Origin of the sequence: Corallococcus exiguus (genome assembly GCF_009909105.1) — a bacterium.
Classification (GTDB): Bacteria; Myxococcota; Myxococcia; order Myxococcales; family Myxococcaceae; genus Corallococcus; species Corallococcus exiguus.
The window spans coordinates 608,640-630,285 of sequence record NZ_JAAAPK010000002.1; the positions used below are offsets into that span (position 1 = coordinate 608,640).

Here is a 21,646-nt window from a genome sequence, read left to right on the forward strand (position 1 = left end):
CGCCATGACGTCCGCATCCACCCGCCACGTCCTCATCGCCGGAGCAGGCATTGGAGGCCTCACGCTGGCCTGTGCCCTCCAGCGCGCGGGCCTTCGCGCCACGGTGTTCGAACGCGCCGACGCACTGCGCCCGGTGGGCGCGGGCATCATCGTGCAGATGAACGCCGCGGTCGCGCTGCGCCGCATCGGCTTGTGTGACGCGGTGGTCGCGGAGGGCGAGCGCGCCGAGCGGACCCTCATCCTCGATTCGACGGGCGCTCGTATCACCGCCATCGACGTGCTCTCGCTCCAGGAGGAGTTGGACATCCCCATGGTGGCCGTGCACCGCGCGCGCCTCCAGGCGGTCCTTCACGCCCACGCGGGCCCGGAGGAGGCCGTGCGGCTGGGTGTCAGCGTGACGGGCTTCCAGGACGACGGCGCCCGCGTCACGGTGACGCTGTCCACGGGCGAGACCGTCACCGGCGACGTCCTGGTGGGCGCGGATGGACTGCGCTCCGCCGTGCGGACCGGCCTGCTGGGCGCGCAGCCCACGCGTTACTCCGGCTACACCAGCTGGCGCGGGGTCTGCCCGGGGGCGGACCTCGTGGAGGCGGGGCAGGTCACCGAGACGTGGGGACCTGGGTCCCGCTTCGGCATCGTGCCCATTGGCCATGGCGAGGTGTACTGGTTCGCCACGCTGAACGCGCTCGCGGGGGCGGAGGATGCGCCGGGACAGACGCTCGCCGTCCTTCAGGAGCGCTTCGCCGGATGGCACGCGCCCATCGCGAAGCTGCTCGCGGCGACGCCGCCTGAGCGCGTCCTGCGCACGGACATCCACGACCGTCCACCGGTGCGACACTGGAGCCGGGGCCGGGTGACGTTGCTGGGTGACGCCGCGCATCCCATGACTCCGAACCTGGGGCAGGGTGGATGTCAGGCCATCGAGGACGGTGTGGTGCTGGGGGAATGTCTCGCTGCGCCGGGCAGTGTGGAGGACGCACTGCGTCTGTATGAGTCCCGCCGGGTGAAACGTGCCAACGCACTGGTCGTGCGCTCACATCAGGTGGGACGTGTGGCCCAGTGGGAGAATGGAGCCGCGCGCTTTGTCCGTGATGCACTATTCCGGCGAGTCCCGCAGTCGGCCGCGAGACGCCAGCTATGGACGCTGGTCCAAGGCGTGAGCTGAGACGTATCGGGCTCTATAGAGTTTGTCTTTGCCAGGAGAGAGAGCAGCCTGCCCTGGCGGGGGGAACTCATGCAGACGAAGCCCACGCGGCTTGCCGCCCTTGTTCTTGTGTCAGCGGCTCCCTGTCAACGCGCTGAAACACCGGCAGCCACCGCGCCACCAGTCGCTCCCAATGTCGTCACCGGTACGCCGGATGCCGGAACCGGAGACGTCAACGCCCGCATCCAGAGCGTCCTCGGAGAACCCGCGAAGTACGAACAGGCCTTCGCGGCGTTCCAGAAGGCGGTGGCCGCGCACGATGCGAAGGCGGTCGCGGCCCTGGTGGCGTATCCCTTCACCGCGAACGTGGGCGGCAGGAAGGTGAAGCTGCCCGACGCCGCAGCGTTCGTGAGGCACTACGACGTCATCGTCACGCCGGCCATCGCCAACGTCATCACCCGGCAGCGCTACGCGGACCTCTTCGTCAACGCCGACGGCGTGATGTTCGGCCAGGGCGAAGCGTGGCTCAACGGCATCTGCAAGGACGATGCTTGCAAGGACTTCGACGTCCGCGTCATCGCCATCCAGTCCGCGAATTGATCAGGGCCGTGTGACGGAGGCGAGGAACGGCAGGACGTGCGGCAGCACCTTGGGCGCCTTCGCCCAGGCGCCGCCATGGTCGGCGTGATCGATGGTCGCGAACGCCGCGCCGGCCCGCTCCGCTACGGCCCTCATGGAGCCGTGGTACGGGTCCGTCACGCCGCAGTACAGCAGCCCTGGCTTGCCGGATTGCACCAGTGCCTCATCCAGGCCCGCCGAGGTCTCACAGGCCTTCATGCACAGCCGGAGCGCGTCCAGGTCTCCCGCGTCGATGGCCTCCGCCAGCTCCGGCGCGCGTCGTGCTCCCATCAGGAGCACCTGGAACCAGTCCACGCGGGTACCGGGCTTGAGCTGCTTCTCCATGGCCGCGTAGGCCACGGGCAGGCCCACCACCGGATCCCAGCCGCCCACCACGTATGAGGCCAGCCGCTCCGGCGCGAAGGACGCCAGGCCACACACCGTCCAGCCGCCCATCGAGTAGCCCCACGTGTGCGCCCGGTCGATGGAGAGCGTGTCGAGCACCGACAGCGCGTCCTCCACGCGATGCTTCAGCGCATAGGCCTCCAGGTCGTGCGGCGTGTCGCTCTGGCCATGCCCCAGCGAGTCGAACGTCACCACCGTGTACGCATCCGTCAGCGCGGGCAGGTACCCCTTGAGCGACCAGTGCGAGCCCAACTGGAGCAGGCCGTGCAGGAGCAGCAGGGGAGGGCCGTGGCCCTGGACCTCGTAGTGGATGCGGCGGCCGGACTTCGTCGCGAAGGGCATGGCGTGGCGATTCCCTACAGGCCCGCGACCTTCGCTGCGCGGGCCACCGTGAAGCCGAAGTCCACCGTCTGCCGGGAGCGCGCTGGCACGTTCAGCTCGAAGCGCACGATGCCCTCGGCACTCACCTTCGTGGGCGCGGGCTTCGCGGCGTCCTTGAGCAGCGCCACCTCCACTGCCTCCACCTCCGACACCGGCATGCGCTCCTCCACCGCGAGCGCCGTGGGCTTCGCGCCCATGTTGGAGATGAACAGCTTCACCTTCTGCGTGCGGGTGCGCCGGCCCGTGATGCGAGCGACCTCCTCGCCCACGTCCACCTGCCGCGACACGCGCAGCGAGTCCTCGCTGCCGAAGCCCAGCTTCACGCGCTCGCCCCGGCCCGCGAACTTCAGCTGCGCGCGGCCCACGTAGCCGCTGTTGCGCACCAGGTCCACCGGCCCCGCGAGCAACACCGCCGGCCCCGTGTTGTCGAACTTCGCCACGCGGTGCACCAGCGGTGACTGCTCCGGGCAGGCCACCAGCTCCGACGTGGCCGGCGACGTGAACGCGAACAGCGCCACGCGGTGCGCCTCTCCGTCCGACGGCACCGTGGCCTTGTGCGGCGCGGACAGCGTCACCGCTTCGCCGCCGTCGTCCATGCCGGGCAGCGCGTCCGCCGCCTTCGTCGCTCCCGCTTCGCCCGTCTCCTGGAGGGACTCCTCGCGCATGGAGACGTCCACCACCTGCTTCTCGCGCGACGTCTTCTCCCGCAGGAAGAGCCAGTCCTCCGTGAGCCGGGGCGGCGTGGCGCCCAGCGTGGGCCGCGCCGTGGAGAAGGCCAGGGTCACGTCCTTCCACGCCTCGCCGGTGTTCTGCCAGACCACGGCTTCGCACTCCAACTTCACCGAGGACGCCTCATCCGCGAGACCCAACACCGCGCGGTAGGCCGGCCGCCACGCGGCGCACGGCACCAGGTAGCTGAGCGTCAACGTCCCTTCACCGCCCGCGGCGTGGCTCACGTCCAGTTCCGCGCGCACGTCCAGCCTGGGCTCCGGCATCTCCGTGCGGGACAGCACGTCGCGGGACTCCTGGATGTGCTGCCGCTCCAGGCGACCCAGCTCACGGCGGGCCTGCCGCAGTTGATCGTCGGTCGCGGTCTGCTCCTGGCGGACCGTCGCGAGCTGTTCCTTCCATCGCGCAGGATCCGCTTCACCGGCTCCGGTGCGCTCGGAGATGGAACGGAGGATGTCCCGGCGCGCGGTCTCCAGCAGGCCGTGCTTCGCCTCCAGGCGCCGCACCTCCGCCTGGGCGCGCGCCAGCACCTGCTCGCGTTCGAAGGCTCGGCGGGCCAGCTCCGAGTGGTGCTCGCGCAGGGCTTCGGGCAGCACCGCGCGCATCGAACGGCGCAGGCTGGCCTGGGTCACCATGCCGCCGGTGAGCTTCGCCTGGAGCGAGCGGTCCACCGCCACCGCCGGCAGCCCGTCCACCACGAGACGGCAGGGACCCGGCGGCAGCGTCACCGTGCCGCTGCGCTCGACGAGCGCCCGGTCCTCCAGGACCGTCACCTTGATCAGGGGCAACAGAATGGAAGTGCGCATCACGTCCTCCGGTTCCCGCCGTTCAGCATCTTGCTGGCGGGCAGCTTCACGACCCACGACGCCTTCATCGAACGCTTCTCTCCAGCGGGGACGCTCACGCGCCACACCCGCTCGCCCTCCACTGCCTCTTCACCCGGCAGCGGCGTGGCCTTCTGCCAGGGCGGTGCCACCTCCGCCTCCTCCACCTTGATGTCCTTCTGGGATTCGGGGATCGCGCTGATCCGCTCGGAGATGGCGATGTTCGCGGCGCGGGAGAGGTGGTTGGCCACCTCCACGGAGACGTGGTGCGTGAGCACCGTGCTGTTGCCGAACATGCCGCCCGAGGCCTCGTCGAAGCGGGTGTTGCGCGCCACCTGGAGCGCCTCCTCCACGCCCAGGCCCAGCCGCTGCGTCTCGCCCGGCCCCAGCGTGGGCATGGGCGACGTCATCAGGAACTCGTCGCCGAGCGTCACGTCCACCGGCCCCGCGAGCAGCGGATGCGGCGAGGCGTTGTCCAGGCGCACCGTGCGGAAGACGCGCGGCTCCACGGAGGGCACGCACACGTATTCGGCCTTGAGCTCCAGGGGCACCGTCAGCATGGGCACGGTGTGCCACGCGCCATCGGACGGCACGTCCGCGACGGCGTCCGAGTCGAAGCGCGCATCGAAGTGGCGGGCGGAGTCGTGCGGCGGCACGGCCCAGGTGGGGGGCGCCACGCTGTTCACGGACTCGGCGATGACGAAGGCCTGCGCCTCCAGGCGCACCACCTCCACCTGCACGTTCACCGAGGTGATGGACAGCATCGCCTGGGAGACGAGCGCGGAGCGGGGACGCAACCGGCCGCGCTGCGCCTGGGAGGCCGCGGGGGCCAGCGTCAGCGAGTCGTAGTCGAACAGACGGTCCGCCGGCTCCAGGCCGGCCGCGCTCCGGAGCTCATCGCCGGCGCCACCCTCTTCTTCGTCCATCGACATGTCCGCCATCGGGGCGCCAGCGAAGTCGTCCTCCTCGACCGCGCGCTTCTTGCTGCGCATGCGGTCGCTGCCGCCACCGCCGCGGGCCCCGGGCATTTCCTGTGCCGGGATGGCGCCGGTGACGTTGCGGCGGGACGCCGAGGGACGAACCGCTCCCAGAAAAGCCCCCGAGGACTTCGGTGCCGGCGCCATGGGCGCTGGCGGAGGAGGCGCGGACATGCTGGGCGCTGCTCCTGGCGCGCCTCCGAACGAGGCCGACTCCTTGTAGAGCTTCTCCTGCTCGTAGGCGCCTTCACTCATGATCGGCGCGGGCGGAGGCTGAGGCTTGGGAAGGACCGGCTCCGGGCGGGCGACGTGCAGGGCGTCGTAGCCCGCGAACAGCTCCTCCAGGCCCGGCGCGGGTTCACGCCACCCCGAGCGCGCGGGGGCAGGCTGGCTGCGGCCGATGCGCAGCGACTTCAGCTCCGGCACCTCCGCGCGCCGCTCCAGGCTCGCGGTGGAGACCGCCAGCCGCACACCGTTCCAGTCCTCGCCGGTCCGCTGGACGACGGCGGCGCGCATGCGCAGCGTGCCTTCCTCCAGCGTGCGCGGCAGGCGCAGATCGTAGGTGGGCACCCAGCGCGCACCGGCCACCGCGTACTCCAGCACCAGCCGCGCGTCCGCGTTCGCGGCGATGGGGCCGGACAGCGTCAGCAGCGCCGCGCGGAACAGCCGGGTCCGGTCCACGCTCTTCGCGGAGGACAGCTCCTGGACGCGGCGGCGGCGCAGCTCCAGCTCGTTCGTGGCGTCGCGGTGCTGGCGCGCCAGGTCCAGCTCCTGGGCCTGCAACTCCGCCAGCTCCGAGTCCACGAAGCCGGTGAGGGACAGCATCGAGGACAGCGGTGCCTCGCGCGGGAGATGGCCCTTGCGCGGGGCCGGCCAGGTGGGCGTCAGCCCGCGCAGCGCCGAGATCTCCGCGCGAACCCGCTCCAGCCGGCCATGCACGGCCGCCAGGATGGCCTCCGCCGCTTCGAGCGAGTGCTGTTCCGCGGGCAGCTCCGACTCCGGTGGCATCCGCACGTCGAACGTGGGCTTGAGGTCGCGGACGAGGAGGTCCGGCGGCCCCTCCACCACCCGGGCGCGCAGCGAGCCCGTGCGCAGGGACAGTGGCAGGCCGTCGATGCGGACCTGGCCGGGCAGGTGACCGTCCTCGGGCGAGAGCACGAACGCGCGCGTGCACAGCGCGCCCTCGGCGTGAACGGTGACGGATTCCAGGACGGACGACACGACTCTCATGGGCCCCCTCTTCCGTGGAGAGGCCCGCAGGCTACCCCGAGGCCGCCGCGAATGGCGACCGGGGAGAAGAGGGGGCAAGGCTTTCCACGGCGCGGATCACGCACCGCGCCGTGGGGCACCGGGCGACATCAGAACGCGCGGTTCACGGCGTACGCGCAGATCATGTGCTCGGCCTTGTACGTGTTCGCGCCGGGGAGGCCGTCGATGGGGCCGGTGTAGCCAAAGGACCGGCCCACCGTCTGCACGCGGGTCCAGTAGATGGAGCCGGGGATGCCATCGTCCTCGGAGGAGGTGCGAGGTCCGCCGCGCCGGTTCAGTTCGCGCGCGGTGATGCGCACGCGGATCTTCTCCGTGTTCGGCCCCGTGACGCCGTCGATGGGGCCCGTGTAGCCGTAGTCGCGCTTGCCCACCGTCTGGATGCGCTTGTAATAGATTTCACCCGGGATGCCGTCGAACTCGGTGGTCGTCTGCGGCAGGCTGCTGGAGCCGCCGCCCGGAGACTGGCCTCCGCCGGCGATCTTCCCGCCCGCGTAGTCCATGGACCAGCCCAGGTAGCGCGCGCCCGTCTTCGACGTGTAGCCGGAGACGCTGTTGACGCCAATCGCATCTCCCCACGACTGGGAGAGGTTGTACGTGGCCATGAACACCGTGCCGCCGCCGCCGTTCAGGTCCGCGCCCACGTGGCCCGCGGAGCCGATGTCCCACCAGTGGAAGGCACCGGTCAGCGCCTTGGACGCGTCCGTGGAGACGATGCGCGAAGCGCGGTAGGCCTCGATGGCGGTGGGGCGCACGGCGGAGTCCGGAAGCTGCCCGAAGCGGACCATCAGCGAACCGCACCACTGGTTCCACGAACCACCGTCGCGCTTGGGATTGGCGGCGGCGTACGCGCGCGCCCGGTCGTAGATGGGCGAGTTCGCTTCGCCCTCCACCGTGCCAATGGCAGACACGTCCATCCCAGGGGCTTCCAACTCCGGGCCGCCGCACGCGGCCAGCATCAGGCCCGCGGACACCAGCAGGGCAGGGGACCACGTCATCCAGTTCGAGCGAATCATCTGTCTCCGAGGGGGGATTCAGCGGGGGTTGGAAAATTACGCCGAAGTCGAGCCAGGCCTGATTTGCGACCTTGGGCCCGTTCCGTTGTCGCGGTGGGGCATGCAAAGGTTTCCACCCATGCGAACGTCCTGGCTTCGTCTGTCGTGGGTGCTGTTGCTCTCCGCCTGTGCGACCACGCCGTCACCGCCGCCCGGCGGCCCGGTGGATCCACTGCACCAGGTGAGCCGGGTGCGAGTGGCCCCGGAGGTCGAGCTGGAGGTGCTCGACTACGGCGGCAAGGGTCCGGCGTTGGTGTTCCTGGCAGGCGTGGGCAGCACGGCCCATGTCTTCGACGTGCTGGCGCCGGAGTTCATCGCCACGCACCACGTCTATGCCTTCACCCGGCGCGGCTTCGGTGCGTCGAGCTGGCCGGCCACCGGCTACGACAGCGCGACGTTGGGGCACGACGTGCTGGCCGCGATGGAGGGCCTGGGGCTCGCGAAGGCGACGCTCGCGGGGCACTCGCTCGCGGGGGATGAGCTGAACTGGATGGGGCTGAATCATCCAGAGCGCGTGGAGGCGCTCATCTTCCTGGACGCCACGGACAACAAGGGAGAGATCGCCGAGTTCCTGAAGCCGGGCCCGTTGCCGCCGCTGCCGTTCACCGTGCTCGACGGGCAGCCGTCACGTGAGGCGGTGACTGCGCTGCTGGCGCGCGACCTGGGCGGACCGTTCCCGCCGCACGAGATTGATCAGGCGTATGAGTTCGACGCTGGCACGGGCGCGTACCTGCGCTACCACCGCTTGCCGGAGGCCACGGAGCAGTGCATCCGGGGCGCGGCCTTGCCGGACTACGCGAAGCTGCGGGGCCCGGTGCTGGCCCTCTCCGACGGCCAGGCCTTCGCGGGGTGGGTGGCGTTTCTGGCCCAGGCGGAGAACGTCCCCGCCGACCTGCGCGAGCGAGCGCGCGCGTTCCTTCCGGAGCTGAGCCAGCACGAGGCCGCCCAGGACGCCCTGCTCAAGAGCCTGCCGAACTGGAAGCTCGTGACGCTCCAGGGCGCGGGGCACTACCTCTGGCTCCCACGACAGGCGGAGGTCGTCTCCGAGATGCGCGCGTTCCTCGCGCGCTAGGCATTCGCCCCACTGACATCGCACCCGAGAGGTCACAGCAATGAGTTGGAAAGCCTTTATCTGCCCAGCCGTCCTGGTCCTGAGCGCCTGCTCGGAATCACCCGATCCCGACCCCACTCCCAGGCGTCCGCTGAAGGCTGTCCTGTTCCCATACATCCCCGACTCCGCGGGGGACAGCTTCGCCAGCCTGGAGCAACGGCTGGAGGCCGACTTCGAAGCGGCCCATCCGGACATCGACCTGGACGTCGTCTTCGACGCCAACCTGGATGTCTATGACCTGGATGAAGGCGGGACGCTGAACCAGCTGCTCGGCACGGGGACCGGGGCCGCCCAGGTGGTGGAGGTGGACACGCTGATCCTCGGCTCGCTCGCGGAGAAGAAGTGGATCCAGCCGGTCGCGCTGGAAGCGGGCGTCGTGCATTCCGCGGCGGAGGAGGCGGTCCGCATTGGCGGTGCGAACTACGGCGTGCCCACCTACCTTTGCACCAATGTCGTCTATTCGCGGACCACGAACATCCGGTCCGCGACGGACAGCGCCTCGCTCGTGCGAATCCTTCGCGAGGCGGCGCCCGGCAAGCGCCCGTTGGCGACGAACCTCGATGGGAGCTGGACGCTGCCTTCCTCGTACATCGATGCCTGGGCGGACACGCATCCGGGGGATGCGCTCGCGAGCGCCATCTCGCTGCCGCTCGACTCACCGACCCTGAACGCGTTCGCGGACGTCGTCGACAGCTGCTCGCTCGAAGCGGGCGTCAATCCGTGCCTGGATGGCAGCTACGCGGACAACACGGTGGCGGAAGTGGCCTTCGCCCAGGAGCAGGCCAACGGCTTCATGGGCTACACCGAGCGCCTGTTCTACATCCTCCAGTCACAGCCCTCCATGCCGCTCCCGGAGGTCATCTCGGTCCCGCTGGGCGCGGGCTCGGCGCCGGCGGTCTTCGTGGATGCGCTGGTGCTCAACGCGAACTGCACGGGGACGTGCGCGGAGGATGCCCGGGCCTTCACGTCGTTCATGCAGGACCCCGAAACGCGCAGCCTCATCGCCTTCAGTGAAGACGGCCCCCAGGGCACCCGGCCTCGCTACCTGCTCCAGGCCAACCGCGCCTTCTATCAGCAGGAGCCCGCACGCTCCGACCCCATGTACAAGCAGTATGAAACCCTCCTGAGCGGAGCGCGGCCCTATCCCAACCAGCGCTTCCCGGAGAACCGGAAGGCGCTCCAGGCGGCCCTGCTGGAAGCCCTCCAGTAACGCCGGGCGGGCGGTGTCTGGCACATGGGCGGGCGAGCCCCCATCGTTGAAGAGGGAAGAGTCCGTCCCTTCCACGCGTCCCATGGCCCGCCTGCACGACAGCCCAGCGCATCCGTCTCCACGTGGCCCGCCACCGGAGTACAGCAGCCTCCTCGACGCCGTGCTCGCCAGCATGGGCGAGGGGCTGCTGGTGGCGGATGAGCACCAGCACCTCGTGTTCATCAACCCGAAGGGGGAACACATCCTGGGCATGGGGCCCACCGACGAGCCGGTCAGCCGCTGGCCGGTGCATTTCGGGCTCTACCTGCCGGACCAGGTCACGCTCTATCCGTCCGAGCGCCTGCCCATGAGCCGGGCGCTCCGGGGGGAGACCGTCAGCCGCGCGGAGGTCTTCCTGCGCAATGCCTCAAGGCCGGCGGGGACCTGGCTGCACGTCAGCTCCAGTCCGGTTCGCGACGGAGCCGGCCAGGTGCGCGGTGGCGCCTCCGTCATCAGCGACGTCACCGACTTCAAGCGGGCCGAGGACGCGGCGCGCGAGGGCGAAGAGAAGTACCGGTCGCTCTACAACACCACGCCCGTGATGATGCAATCCATTGATCCACGCGGGCGGCTCATCAGCGTCAGCGATTACTGGTTGAGCACGCTGGGCTACGCGCGCGCGGAGGTGCTCGGGCGCGAATCGGTGGAGTTCCTCACGCCGGAGTCCCGGCGGTACGCCCGCGAGGTCGTCCTGCCCGAGTATTACAAGACAGGGGTGTGCAAGGACGTGCCGTACCAGCTCGTGAAGAAGGACGGGCAGCTCATCGACGTCCTGCTGTCCGCCATCGTGGAGCGGGACACCTCCGGCAAGATGGTCCGTTCGCTCGCGGTGCTGAACGACGTGACCGAGCGGAAGCGAACGGAGGAGGCGTTGCAGGAGAGCGAGCAGCGGCTGCGCGCCATCCTGGACAACGCGCCGACCGTGTTCTTCCTCCTGGATACGCAGGAGCGCTTCCTCTTCGTGAACCGCGAGTGGGAGCGGCTCTTCCACCGCACCCGGCAACAGGTCGCCGGCAGGACGGTCTTCGATGTCTTTCCCCGGGACATCGCGGAGACGCTGCACCAGGCCAACCGGGACATCTTCCAGAGCCGGGTCCCCGTGCAACGGGAGGAGCGGCTCCCGCACGACGATGGGATCCACGTCCACCTCACGCAGAAGTTCCCGCTCCTCGACGCCAATGGGGTTGCCTACGCGCTCTGTGGAGTCGCCACCGACATCACCGAGCGCAAGCGGATGGAGGTGTCACAGCGGTTCCTGGCCGAGGCGAGCAGCGAGTTGGTGGCCTCGCTCGATCCTGAAACCACGCTCCAGCGCGTCGCCGAGCTGGCCGTGCCCCTGCTGGCGGAGCTGTGTGTCTTCTTCGTGCGGACGGACGGCGTGGGTCTGCGGCCGGTGGCGGTGGCGGACCGTTCGCCGGCCCGCGCCGCGAGCGTACGGGAGTTCCTGCGACGCCATCCGCCGGAGCCGGAGTCCCTCCACGGTCCAGCCCGGGTGCTGGCCACGGGAGAGTCGGAGGTCTCCGAAGCGTCACAGGGCCTGTGGGATCCCGACGAGCTGCCGGAGGACCTGCGGCCGCTCGACGACCGGCCTTCGCTCGGCGTGCCCCTCCAGGCGCGAGGCCGCACCCTGGGCGTGCTGTATCTCCTCTCCCCTGATCCGGGGCGCACGTATTCACCGGCGGAGCTGGCCTTGACGGAGGAGCTCGGCCGCCGGGCTGCATTCTCCATCGACAACGCGCAGCTCTATTGCTCGGCGCAGGAGTCCATCCGCGCGAGGGACGAATTCCTGTCCATTGCCTCCCATGAGCTGAAGACCCCGCTGACCTCCATGCGGTTGCGGGTGCAGCAGATGGAGTCCGTGCTCGTGGGAGCGCGCCCCCTGCCCCCGGAAAGGGTGAAGCGGATGCTGGAGGTCTTCGAATCCCAGCTCCAGCGGCTGTCGCATCTGGCGGAGCACCTGCTCGACGTCTCCCGCGTCAACGAGAAGCGGATCGACCTGCACCTGGAGGAGATGGACCTGATGGCGGTGGCGCGGCACGTGGCAGGCCACGTCGCGGAGCAGCTGCAGAAAGCAGGCTGCGAGTTCGAACTGGTGGCCCGGGAGCCGGTGTGGGGGAGCTGGGATCGGCTGCGGCTGGAGCAGGTCATGCTCAACCTGCTGACCAACGCGATGAAGTATGGCGCGGGTCATCCCATCCGGATGGAGGTGGCGAAGCACTTGGGGAGGGCGCGGCTCACCGTCGAGGACCAAGGCATGGGCATTCCGTTCGAATCCCAGGCACGCATCTTCGAGCGCTTCGAGCGCGCCTCCTCACGCAACTACGGAGGGCTCGGCTTGGGGCTCTTCATCACGCGACGCATCGTCGAGGCGCACGGTGGAAGCATCCGCGTCGAGAGCGAGCCGGATCACGGCGCGAAGTTCATCGTGGAACTGTCGCCTCACGCGGCCTAGCTCGCGTCCTGGCGGACCACGGCGGGCGTGGGCTCCACGTCCAGGGGACGGCCCATGCAGTCCTCGCCGTCGTCGGGCGCCGAGGTGGTCTTGGGCCGGTACTCCCAGTGCCACGGCTCCGACGCCACGGTGCGGCGGAAGCCGAAGCGGCACGCGTTGCCCGCGAGCCAGTCATACGTGGGGGACGCTTCTTCGCTGCCCACCACCAGGTCCACCGCGAGCCCGCGGTTGTGATTGGAGCGGCCCGGCCGCGCGGCCTTGGGCCCCAGTCCCTTGCGGTAGCGGCGCCACAGGAAGCGCTGCTGCTGATACGAACGCCACCCGCTCGTGACGAGAAGGGGCTGCCCCGCCGTGCGCGCCTCCTCCGCCATGCGCTCGAAGGCGGACGCCGCGTCGCGGTGGAGACGGTGGCCGGTGTGGATCCGCACCAGGCGCGGTGCCTTCGCCTTGGCCCTGCGGACCTTGGCTTCCTTCGCGAACCCGATGGGTGCCAGCAGACAAATCAGGAGCACGAGGCCCCAGCGGAGCAGGGGAGAGGACATTCTTCGGAGGTCCAAGCAGTGGGCGAGGACCTGAGGCTGACGCCTTTATTCCGCTCTGAAAAGCAGGCGAGCCTGCGAGCGCTTTCCGCTCGTATCCGGTCGCCCGGACGCTCCGTGAGCCCTAGAAGAGCTTGAGCTGCGCGTCGGGTGCGGGCGCGTCCTTGGGCGGCAGCACACTGAAGCCGTTGGCGCGTGCCCAGGCCTCGCTCGGGCCCTTCCAGTGGTGCGCGTCCATGCGCGCGTGGCCCGCGTCATCGAAGGCGACGCCCTCGGCCTCCAGCAGCTCGCGCTGGCGGTGGCCGGAGGTGCTGATGCCTCCCGTGCGGTTGATGATGCGCTGCCACGGCACGGTCGACGCTCGCGACCCCAGCGCCGCCATCGCATGGCCCACGGTGCGCGCATCACAGGCCCCGCCGACGATGGTGGCGATGTCTCCGTAGGTGGCCACCTGTCCGGAGGGCACCTGTTCGCAGACGCGGTAGATGCGCTCGTACGGGTCCTGCGTGTCGGTGGGGGATGTCATCGGGTCTCCGGGCTGGGGCTGCCAGAATCCTACTCATGGCATCCACCAATGCACGCGAAACCCGAGGCGTCCCCCGAGGCCATTCACCTCAAGGGTGCTTCTCCGTTTCGGTGAAGACCGGTTCGTTCCGCCGGATGCGTTCGAAGATTTCGCCGTGGTCGATCTCGCCGAGGTCGATGTCGCAGAGGCCGGGCACCAGGAAGGCGGAGGCCCACGATGCGGCTTCCTCACCGGAGCGCCCGTTCTCGAAGCGATGCTCCGTGCGGAGTTCTCCGTAGCACGCGACCTCGTGATCATTCTCATCCAGGAAGCGCGTCTCCAGGTTGCCCGCCACGATGAGACTCTCATCGTTGTAGACGCCCTGGATGACGTCCCGGACCACCAGGTCGCCCAGGACCAGGAAGTTCCCCGACGTCCGCAGCCCCTTTGCGACACAGCGGCCCAGGACCACGATGGTCGAATCCGGTCCGCAGTCGTCCAGGAATCCATCGACCTCCAGGTCGCCCAGCACGAGGAGGGGACAGGTGACGAGCAGCGAGCCGGGAGCCTTCGCGTTGCCCGTCACGACCGTGGCCTTGGACAGCGACGCATCCAGTACTGCGTCCACGGGCTCAAGCAACTCGCGCATCACCACGGCGGCCAGGCCGACATGCGACACGGGCCCGGGACACAGCGCCTTCGCGAGCGCGGCGGGCTGGAGGGGCGCGTCCTTGGGGAACGCCCTCCCCAGGGTCGTGACCAGGGGCGTGCCCTGATGGGAGAGCGCATCCCGGAGGGCACCGTCCAGTCGGGCGAGCGTGGCCTCCGCGCGCGGAAGGAAGTCGTTCTTGGAAAGGAGCATGGTCATGCCGCCACGGCCTGTCGTTCCTGCGAGGGTGCACCGGCCTGGTTGAGCACTGCCCATTCCTGGCGCAGGCGCTCATACAGGGCATTCAACGGCTGGCCCGGCGCTTCGTACTGCCCGGCGTGGTGCTCCACGATGTGGCGCAGGAGCACGTAGCAGATGGTGGCCGCGCCCGCGCTCTCCACCGCGGTGAATTGAGCCTTGTCCGTGAACCAGAGCGTGGTGGGCATCTGACAGGCCTGCGTGCCCGTGGCCACCAGGTGCGCACCCGGCTTGAGCCACGGGTGTTTCGCGAACAGGTTGGGCCGGTCCACCGTGAGCGCGGAGATGAGGTTGGAGATGCGCCGGTCCTTGAACCGCGAGTCCCCATACACCTGACCGAACACGAGCCCGCGTACCCGCTTCATGAACACCTGGGTCGTCAGCGCCAGCAGCGACGTCGCGCGGAGCACCAGCATCTGCGTGAACTCCGGCACGGTGAGCTTCTTGAACGACGGCCAGACGTCCAGGTCCATCTGCCGCTTCACCAGGGTGATCACGTCCGTCAGCCGCGCACGCACCCAGACCAGCGCCGTCGCCACCGACGCCGTCAGCATGCCGGGGATGAGGTAGAGGAAATAATCCCGAGGCTCCCAGTCGCCCGCTTGAGCGGTCTCGAACCCGCGCCACGCGAGGATGGCGGCGGAGAGCAGGGTGAGGAAGAAGAGGCCGTAGGCCAACCAGGAGACGCCGCTCAGCGTCACCCAGCCGCGCTTCGTCGGGTTCTCCGGAACGTTGTACATCTCCGGGCTCTGGACGCTGACGTCGGAGATGACGAGCGTGGGCGGCGGATCCGCCCGGTTGAACGCGAGCAACAGGCTGTCGATGCCCTGGTTGTCGTAGATGCCGCCGTCCATCAGTGGCAGGCCGTTCTGGAAGCCCGGGCCCAGCGCCGCCAGCGCGGTGGCGAGCGGATAGCCCTGGGGCCAGTGGAACTGCTGCGGGAACACCAGCGGTTCAAAGCCGCCCGGGAAGCACGACGACGCGGCGGCGATGTCCGCCAACCGGACGTGGCTGGCCACCGGGCGAGGCATCCGGTAGCCGTTGTTGCCCAGGATGGTGAGCGGTTTGTTGCTGCGCCGGAAGCGGAAGTCCAGGCCGGTATGGAACTCGGTGGTGTTGAAGATGGCCTCCTGGAACTGGAGCCCGCTTGCGTCCAGGACCTCGCCGAAGCGCCGGTCGCCCAGGAAGTCGGGCCGGGCGTAAACCTCCGCGGCGGACCGGATGAGGCTGGCCCAGGCATGGCTGCCGTGGTCGCGGTTGGTGGTCAGCCCCGTCAGGGCCTCCGCGATCACATTCGTCTGAAGCAGGTACGCCGAGAACGTCTCGTGAAACGCCTTGAACGGCTTGCCGTCCAGCTGGCTCACCACCCAGGCCAGGCCCGTGAGCGTGCCACCGGACACCGTGGACAGGCCCACGACATCGGACAGAAGTCCCACGGTGTCGAGGAACCGCAGCGTCCCCAGGTGGAACGCCGCCGCGCGGTACCCCCCACCGGACAGGGACAGCGCGAGCGGGCCGAGCGGACCGTGTTTCTCTGTGACAGGGGGCGTGGGGTCTTGGCTCATGGGGCTGGGGTGCGGCGGAGAGGACGGCGGGAGCTTAGGCCAGCGGCGCGTTCTACCGGTACGCCGTGGCGGACTGGCGGGAGCCCTCCGCGGCGTCCAGGTGATCCTTCAGGAGCGCGTTGATGCGGTCCGGGAAGCGCAGGGGCACGCCGTGCGAGGCATGGGGGAGCTCCACGAAGCGGGCGCCAGGAATTCCCGCCGCCAGGGCCTGACCGGCGGTGGGGGGCGCGATGGGGTCGTGCGTGGCGCTCACGACCAGGGTCGGCAGGCCCGCCAGCCCCCGGAGGAACGGGGTCGCGTCCGCGCTCCGCATGGCCCGGAACTGGCGCATCGCCACGGGAGGCTGGTCCGCGAGGTCATGGTCGAACAGCTCCGCGAGTTGCTCCGCCAGGGCGTCCTTGTCGGCGTGGGCCAGCTCCTCGGGCGCCAGCACCATGCGGAGGAAGGCGTGGCGCCGCATGCGCCGCGTGCCGACCTGGGTCCGCAGGCCCATGAGCAGCAGGCCCGGCGTGAGCCGGGTGGGCACCGCGCCCGTCGCGAACGTGCACAGCAGCGCGAGGCTGCGGACCCGCGCGCGTGCCTGGTGCGCGAGGTACAGCGCCACCAGCCCGCCCAGCGAGTGCCCCATGACATGCGCGCTCTCCCAGCCCTGCGCGTCCATCAAGGCGAGCACGTCGTCGGCCATCATCTCCACCGTGAGTGCATCGCCTGGCGGCTGGCTGGATCCGAAGCCCCGGTTGTCCAGGCAGAGACACCGGAAGTGGGATGCCAGGCCTTCCACCTGCGGCCGCCACCCCGTGGCGCCGACGCCGACCCCCTGGATCATCACCACCGGAGGACCGTCTCCCTCCACGAACCAGCTCAGCGTGCAGCCCCGGTGCAGGGTGCTGTGTCGGAGGTAGGCGAGGCTCATGAGGGCTCCTGAAGCAGGGAGGCGCGAAGGCTATCCTGTCCCCGGGGTCACTGTTGCTTCGCGTAAGCGTTGGGGCAGGCTCTCCATCCCATGCCAATTACTTCCTCGCATCATCGCAAGGCCGCCTCGACGGCACTCTTCTGCGCGGGACTCGCGCTGGGCTGGCCCCTGTTCGCGGGCGCGAAGCTCCAGGGTGGGGTGTGTGATCCGCTGAATGATGAAGCCGACGGCATCCGGGTTCGGCTCGTGTCGGCCACCGCGGATGGTGTCTCCATCATCCCCGCGCAGGGCACGGGCCCCATTGGCGCCGTCTACAACGTGTGGGCCGTGCGGCCGGAGGCGGGCGCGACCGGCGATTTCGCGAGGGCCATGCTCTTCGAAGCCGAGCCGACGGAAGGCACGGGAGAGCTCTACCGGAACCTCAGCCTCCAGAGGCAGCCATGAGGAAGCTTGGCATCGTGCTCGCGGGCATGCTGACGAGTGCCCTGGCTTCCTCTCTGTTGACGGCCTGTTGTCCGGATCGCCCCCCGCGCGTGGTCTTCAAGCTTCCCTTCGGAAACTACGGAGTGACGACCCCCACGGCGGACACGAACTATCGCCTCTTCCTCTCCGAGGACGGCGTCACGGTGGTGGAGACCTTCGAGCGCGGGGGCAAGGCCTACCGGCAGGAGTACCGGGTGACGGACCGGCAGCAGACCGACATCTAAGGCCGCGCCCGTCAGGGGACCGTGTAGATCCCGACGACGTTCGGGTCCAGCGTGGCGCTGGAGATGCGCAGGCCGGTGGCGGTGCTGATGCTCGCGACGTCCGTCACGCCCAGGTCCGCCAGTGAGAATGACACGCCTCCGAGCTTGGACTGCACCGTGCCCACCGGGTTGCCGGTGAGGCTCGCCACGCCGCTGGTGTACGAGACGGTCGCCAGCGCGGTGGACGTGTTGCCCGCCGCCGAGCTGGTGAAGTCGCTCGCGAGCAGTGCCAGCGAGTAGCTGCCCACGACCTGGTTGGACGCGTTGATCAGCGTGACGGTGGCCTCGTCGCCGAGCGTCGTCGAGGTGGGCGTGCTGTCCACGATGAAGAAGCGCGTCTTCGTGGTGAACGCCGCGCCGAACTGGAAGTGGCCGGCGTTCAGGTTGTTCGTGCCGTCGTGGATGCTCAGCCCGGTGGCGGCCGCGTTGGCGTTCGCGGGCGCCGTGCCCCGGGCGCTGGGCGTGTTGGTGCTCGTGATGCCGTTGGCCGTCGCGCCCACGAGGTTCGTGAACGTGCCCTCCGACGTCGTGAGCGCTGCGAGCTGCGTGTTGCCGGTGATGTTGGCCGGCGTCCCCGCCGTCACTGAACCCGTGAAGGTCGCGCCGGTGACGCGCAGGCGCGTGGGCGCGTTGACGACCGGATCCGGCAGCGCGGTGATTTCATGGGCGATGCGGTGGAGGTTCACCGCATCCGTCACGCTGATGCCCAGCTCTGCCGCCGCGCTGCCGGTGCCCGTCGCCAGGCCGCGGGGATCCGCCTGGGTGATCTTCGCGAACAGCACCGCCGCGGACAGGTAGCTGCCGTACTTGCTGGAGTGCCGGCTGTCCTGGGCGCTCCACAGGTTGAACATCCCCGGAGAGATGCCATCCGCGGGATTCGGGTCGGCCAGGTTCTGGTCCACCGCGCGCATGTAGCCATCTCCCACGCGGGCGACGCCCGTGAAGCCCAGGTCGCGGTAGGCCTTGAAGTAGGCGTCGCGCAGGTCGGTCTGCATCGTCTGGAGCCCCGCGGTCCCGCTCGGGTAGCCCTGCGCGCCCACGGACGTGGGCGACGACCACGTCTCATACAGATACAGGTTGGCGGAAGGGTTCGCGGCGCGCACCAGGGTGCGCAGGTCGCGCACGGCATCCGTGAAGCCCGTGGGTGAACCGCCGCGCGAGGTGGGCAGCGGCGTCGTGCTCTGCTCCTGGAGCACGACGGTGTTCCACGTCGCCTGACCGATGGTGGCGGCCCGGTTCGTGTGGTGCCACCGGAGCGTCTGGCCGCTGGCCGTCTCCAGGCTCACGTTGAACGTGAAGCCGGCCTGCGTGGTCAGCTTCTTGAAGATGCCCGGGATGCCGCCCTGGCCGGAGCCATTCGTGTCGGTGACGGCGGCCTTGTTGTACGAATAGGCGGGCTCTTCGTTGCCGTGCGTGAAGCTGTTGCCCACGAAGAGGATGTTGCCGCTGGTGACCGCGGCGGTGGTGCTCTCCAGGTCGTCCTGCTCGGTCTCGGGGAGGGACGCGCAGCCCGCCTGGGTCGCGAGGCCGCCCCAGGCCATCAAGCCCAGCACGAGAGGGTGAACAGCGGCCAATAACGCATTGAGTTGGGACCGGCGCATTTCGCCATCATGACGGAATAGCGTGATTAACGCGAGTCGGTGTCTGTCTTCACCCGCGCCGGTCGCGCAGCCGCGTGTATGTGTATGAGACGAGCAGCAACATGACGCCCAGCAGGATGAACGTGACCACGCGCTGATCCGGCGGCAGCTTCGCCACGTCCACCAGCACCAGCCGCCCCAAGGCGAGCCCCAGCACCGCCAACGCGGCCAGCCGGTACCATCGCTCGCGCACCGCGAAGCCCACGCCGAAGAGGAGGAAGGCGGCGATGACCCAGCCCAACGTGACGAGCCCGTCGGGCATCCGCGCGCCCACCAGCGCCACCAGCGCCAGTCCTGCTCCCGCAGCGCCAATGGCGGTGAAGGCCGTCCGGGCCTCGGGTTCGGGCAGGCCCGCGACTCGCACCGTCCCGCCGCGCTCCACCAGCACGAACGCCACCACCAACCCGATGAGCAACGTCAGGCGTCCCTGCGTCTCCCATTCACACGCGCCCAGCGCCACGTAGAGGATGAGCACGCCCACTCCCCGCAGCACCGGGGACTCCACCCCGCGCGCGGCCAGGCCCGCGACGAGCCCCGTCACCGTCCATGCCGCCACCAGCGCGACGTCGTCGTAGCGCGCGGGCATGGCCAGCGCGAACGTCACCGCCGTCAGCGCCAGGTACGCGTGCGTCAGCGCCGTGGGCGCACGCTGGAGCCTGGACACGACGGCCCCCGCGCCATGCGCCAGCGCGACGACGAGGAGGAAGCCGAAGAGGTGCGAGTCCTGCTCCTGAGCAACTTCGTACGCGCCCAGCGACGTCAGGCCCACCCAGTTGAGCAGCGTGAACGCGAGGCTTGCGCGCACGGGCAGGTCGCGCGGGCGCACCAGCAGCGCCACGGAGAACAGCAGGAAGTAGAGCGCGAGGAAGCCCAGGCTCAACAGGAGCCGGTCATCCTCGGGCGCACCCGGCGCCATGTGGCCCGTGCGCACCGCCCAGACGACGTGCGTGCTGTACACGGCCACCAGGCTGGACAGGGGCACGATGACCCAACGGTTGCGCACCAGGAAGAACAGCGCGCCCGCCGCGAGCATCGTCGTGGACAGCAGTGTGAACGCGGTGATGTCGCTGAGCATCCCCGTGTGCAGTCCCAGGAACAGCGCGATGCCCGCCACCGTCTCCGACTGCATCCGGTGCGCGATGGTCACGATGGCCACCACGAACCCCGCGAGCAGCACCAGCGCCAGCACCTCGCTGTCGATGACCCGCACCGCCGGGATGAAGTGCAGCGCGTAGGTGACGAAGTACGCGAGCGCCAGACCGCCGCCGAAGACGATTCGCCCGAAGAGCTGGTGCCGCCGCGCCAACCACAACCCGAACGCGCCCAGCCCCGCGCTGAGCAGGTAGCCCGCGCCCACTCGCGCCAGCACCCCCAGCTCTCCGAAGTGGTACGTGATGAGGTACGCGATGCCGATGATGAGCGCCACGATGCCCAGGCGGCTCAACCAGTAGGTGCCGACATGCGCCTCCAGGTCCCGCTGCTGCTCGGGCACTGCCACCGGGGCCGTGACTGTGCCGACCGCGGGCATGGTCACGGGGCGCGGCGCCTCCCGGGACTCCAGGCTCGCGAGCCGCGTCTCCAGGGCCGCGACCGTCGCCTCCAACCGCTTCACCGTATCCCGCAGGTCCTGCCCGTCACCTTCGTCCGACATGGACTCCCCTCGTACTCCAGCGCGCATTCCGGCCCGGGGAATCTTCAAGTACGGGTCTGGCGTCCCTTCAGTTTGAGACGAATCCGTTCGCCGGCGTTGATACATCCCGGGCATCAACGCGGCGGAGCTTCAGCAGCTCTGACGCCGCGTGAGCGTGGCAGCAGCCCCCGGGGAGTGAGCACGGGGGCCGGAGGCCGTTGCTTCAGGCGAGGTTGTGGAACACGTGCTGCACGTCGTCGTCCTGCTCCAGCATGTCCACCAGCTTGAGCACCTCCGTGGCCTGCTCCTCGGGCAGCTCCTTCAGGGTGCCGGGCAGGGGGATGTACTCGGACTGGGTGGACGCGGTCGCGATGCCCTTGGCTTCAATCGCGGACATGAGCTTGCCGAAGTCAGCGAACTTGCAGCGCAGGAGCAGCTGCTTCTCGCCCTTCTCGCCCGTGGTCTCGCCCATCTCCTCCAGGCCGTGGTCGATGAGCTCCAGCTCCAGCTCCTCCGCGTTCAGCCCTTCGGCGTCCAGGCGGATGGCGCCCATGCGCTCGAAGAGGCGGGAGACGCTGCCCGCCGTGCCCATGCTCCCGCCCAGCTTGGTGAAGGGGAAGCGGACGTTGGCCACGGTGCGCGTGACGTTGTCCGTGGCCGCCTCCACCAGGATGCCCACGCCGTGCGGCGCGAAGCCTTCGTACAGGAGGATCTGGTAGTCGGCCTGGTCCTGACCACTGGCGCGCTTGATGGCGGCGTCCACGTTGGTCTTGGGCATGTTCGCCGCGCGGGCGTTCTGCACGGCCCGGCGCAGCGCGGGGTTCGATTCGATGGTCGGCCCGCCCGCCTTCACCGCGATCACGATGTCCTTCGTGATGCGCGTGAAGACCTTCGCCATCTTGTTCCAGCGGGCGAACATCGTCGCCTTGCGTGTCTCGAAAATGCGTCCCATGGTGTCCTCAGTATACCGAGAGCCGCTCCCGTGGAGCG

General features: G+C 69.5%; 19 protein-coding genes. 7 read left to right on the forward strand and 12 right to left on the reverse strand.

Going from position 1 to position 21,646, the window contains the following annotated elements:
• Window positions 1–4 precede the first annotated feature (4 nt).
• Both GTZ93_RS08975 and GTZ93_RS08980 read left to right on the forward strand, forming a co-directional pair.
• Window positions 5–1,165, forward strand: a complete 1,161-nt coding sequence (locus GTZ93_RS08975; RefSeq protein WP_139915097.1) for an FAD-dependent monooxygenase — start codon at window positions 5–7, stop codon at window positions 1,163–1,165.
• A gap of 69 nt (window positions 1,166–1,234) precedes the next feature.
• On the forward strand, window positions 1,235–1,744 hold the full coding sequence (locus tag GTZ93_RS08980; RefSeq protein ID WP_139915096.1) for a hypothetical protein: 510 nt from the start codon (window positions 1,235–1,237) through the stop codon (window positions 1,742–1,744).
• Here the strand turns inward: GTZ93_RS08980 and GTZ93_RS08985 are convergent, their stop codons facing one another.
• From GTZ93_RS08985 to GTZ93_RS09000, 4 genes are all read right to left on the reverse strand, one after another.
• Window positions 1,745–2,509, reverse strand: coding sequence for an alpha/beta fold hydrolase (locus tag GTZ93_RS08985; RefSeq protein WP_139915095.1), 765 nt, complete (start codon window positions 2,507–2,509; stop codon window positions 1,745–1,747).
• A 14-nt stretch (window positions 2,510–2,523) separates the two neighbouring features.
• A complete protein-coding gene (locus GTZ93_RS08990) occupies window positions 2,524–4,083 on the reverse strand; it encodes a mucoidy inhibitor MuiA family protein (protein WP_139915094.1) in 1,560 nt (519 codons plus the stop codon).
• Window positions 4,083–6,308, reverse strand: a complete 2,226-nt coding sequence (locus GTZ93_RS08995; RefSeq protein ID WP_139915093.1) for a DUF4139 domain-containing protein — start codon at window positions 6,306–6,308, stop codon at window positions 4,083–4,085. Before GTZ93_RS08995 ends, GTZ93_RS08990 begins: the two co-directional genes overlap by 1 nt.
• A 128-nt stretch (window positions 6,309–6,436) precedes the next feature.
• Window positions 6,437–7,360, reverse strand: a complete 924-nt coding sequence (locus GTZ93_RS09000; RefSeq protein ID WP_167547949.1) for a hypothetical protein — start codon at window positions 7,358–7,360, stop codon at window positions 6,437–6,439.
• Window positions 7,361–7,478: 118 nt separating this feature from the next.
• Between GTZ93_RS09000 and GTZ93_RS09005 the strand changes: the two genes are divergently transcribed.
• The 3 genes from GTZ93_RS09005 (at window position 7,479) to GTZ93_RS09015 (ending at window position 12,211) form a co-directional block, all read left to right on the forward strand.
• Window positions 7,479–8,471 (forward strand): alpha/beta fold hydrolase, encoded by a 993-nt coding sequence (locus tag GTZ93_RS09005; RefSeq protein ID WP_139915092.1) that lies wholly within the window; start codon window positions 7,479–7,481, stop codon window positions 8,469–8,471.
• A gap of 40 nt (window positions 8,472–8,511) precedes the next feature.
• A complete protein-coding gene (locus tag GTZ93_RS09010) occupies window positions 8,512–9,720 on the forward strand; it encodes an extracellular solute-binding protein (RefSeq protein ID WP_139915091.1) in 1,209 nt (402 codons plus the stop codon).
• An 82-nt stretch (window positions 9,721–9,802) separates the two neighbouring features.
• Entirely contained in the window at window positions 9,803–12,211 is a 2,409-nt protein-coding gene (locus tag GTZ93_RS09015) for a PAS domain S-box protein (protein WP_139915090.1), read from the forward strand.
• On the opposite strand, the gene GTZ93_RS09020 is transcribed toward GTZ93_RS09015, so the two are convergent.
• The 5 genes from GTZ93_RS09020 to GTZ93_RS09040 form a co-directional block, all read right to left on the reverse strand.
• Window positions 12,208–12,753, reverse strand: a complete 546-nt coding sequence (locus GTZ93_RS09020) for a M15 family metallopeptidase (RefSeq protein WP_139915089.1) — start codon at window positions 12,751–12,753, stop codon at window positions 12,208–12,210. The two genes, GTZ93_RS09015 and GTZ93_RS09020, sit on opposite strands and share 4 nt — an antisense overlap.
• Window positions 12,754–12,874: 121 nt before the next feature.
• The gene (locus GTZ93_RS09025) at window positions 12,875–13,276 is read right to left on the reverse strand and encodes an MGMT family protein (protein ID WP_120574251.1); all 402 of its coding nucleotides are present in this window, start codon (window positions 13,274–13,276) and stop codon (window positions 12,875–12,877) included.
• A gap of 88 nt (window positions 13,277–13,364) precedes the next feature.
• Window positions 13,365–14,117: a hypothetical protein gene (locus tag GTZ93_RS09030; protein WP_139915088.1), complete on the reverse strand. Its 753-nt coding sequence runs from the start codon at window positions 14,115–14,117 to the stop codon at window positions 13,365–13,367.
• A 2-nt stretch (window positions 14,118–14,119) separates the two neighbouring features.
• Window positions 14,120–15,727 carry a patatin-like phospholipase family protein gene (locus GTZ93_RS09035; protein WP_257978913.1) on the reverse strand — a complete coding sequence of 536 codons (1,608 nt, stop codon included), beginning with the start codon at window positions 15,725–15,727 and terminating at the stop codon, window positions 14,120–14,122.
• A 52-nt stretch (window positions 15,728–15,779) separates the two neighbouring features.
• Window positions 15,780–16,640, reverse strand: a complete 861-nt coding sequence (locus GTZ93_RS09040; protein ID WP_139915087.1) for an alpha/beta fold hydrolase — start codon at window positions 16,638–16,640, stop codon at window positions 15,780–15,782.
• 90 nt (window positions 16,641–16,730) lie between these two features.
• On the opposite strand from GTZ93_RS09040, the gene GTZ93_RS09045 reads away from it, so the two are divergent.
• Both GTZ93_RS09045 and GTZ93_RS09050 read left to right on the forward strand, forming a co-directional pair.
• A complete protein-coding gene (locus tag GTZ93_RS09045) occupies window positions 16,731–17,084 on the forward strand; it encodes a hypothetical protein (RefSeq protein WP_139915086.1) in 354 nt (117 codons plus the stop codon).
• Window positions 17,081–17,347: a hypothetical protein gene (locus tag GTZ93_RS09050; RefSeq protein ID WP_120574247.1), complete on the forward strand. Its 267-nt coding sequence runs from the start codon at window positions 17,081–17,083 to the stop codon at window positions 17,345–17,347. The genes GTZ93_RS09045 and GTZ93_RS09050 overlap by 4 nt, the downstream gene beginning before the upstream one ends.
• An 11-nt stretch (window positions 17,348–17,358) precedes the next feature.
• Here the strand turns inward: GTZ93_RS09050 and GTZ93_RS09055 are convergent, their stop codons facing one another.
• From GTZ93_RS09055 to GTZ93_RS09065, 3 genes are all read right to left on the reverse strand, one after another.
• Window positions 17,359–18,987, reverse strand: a complete 1,629-nt coding sequence (locus GTZ93_RS09055; protein ID WP_139915085.1) for a cell division protein FtsK — start codon at window positions 18,985–18,987, stop codon at window positions 17,359–17,361.
• A 49-nt stretch (window positions 18,988–19,036) separates the two neighbouring features.
• Window positions 19,037–20,677 carry a DUF2339 domain-containing protein gene (locus GTZ93_RS09060; RefSeq protein WP_139915084.1) on the reverse strand — a complete coding sequence of 547 codons (1,641 nt, stop codon included), beginning with the start codon at window positions 20,675–20,677 and terminating at the stop codon, window positions 19,037–19,039.
• A gap of 202 nt (window positions 20,678–20,879) precedes the next feature.
• Window positions 20,880–21,608, reverse strand: a complete 729-nt coding sequence (locus tag GTZ93_RS09065) for a YebC/PmpR family DNA-binding transcriptional regulator (protein ID WP_120574244.1) — start codon at window positions 21,606–21,608, stop codon at window positions 20,880–20,882.
• Between the last annotated feature and the right edge of the window lie 38 nt (window positions 21,609–21,646).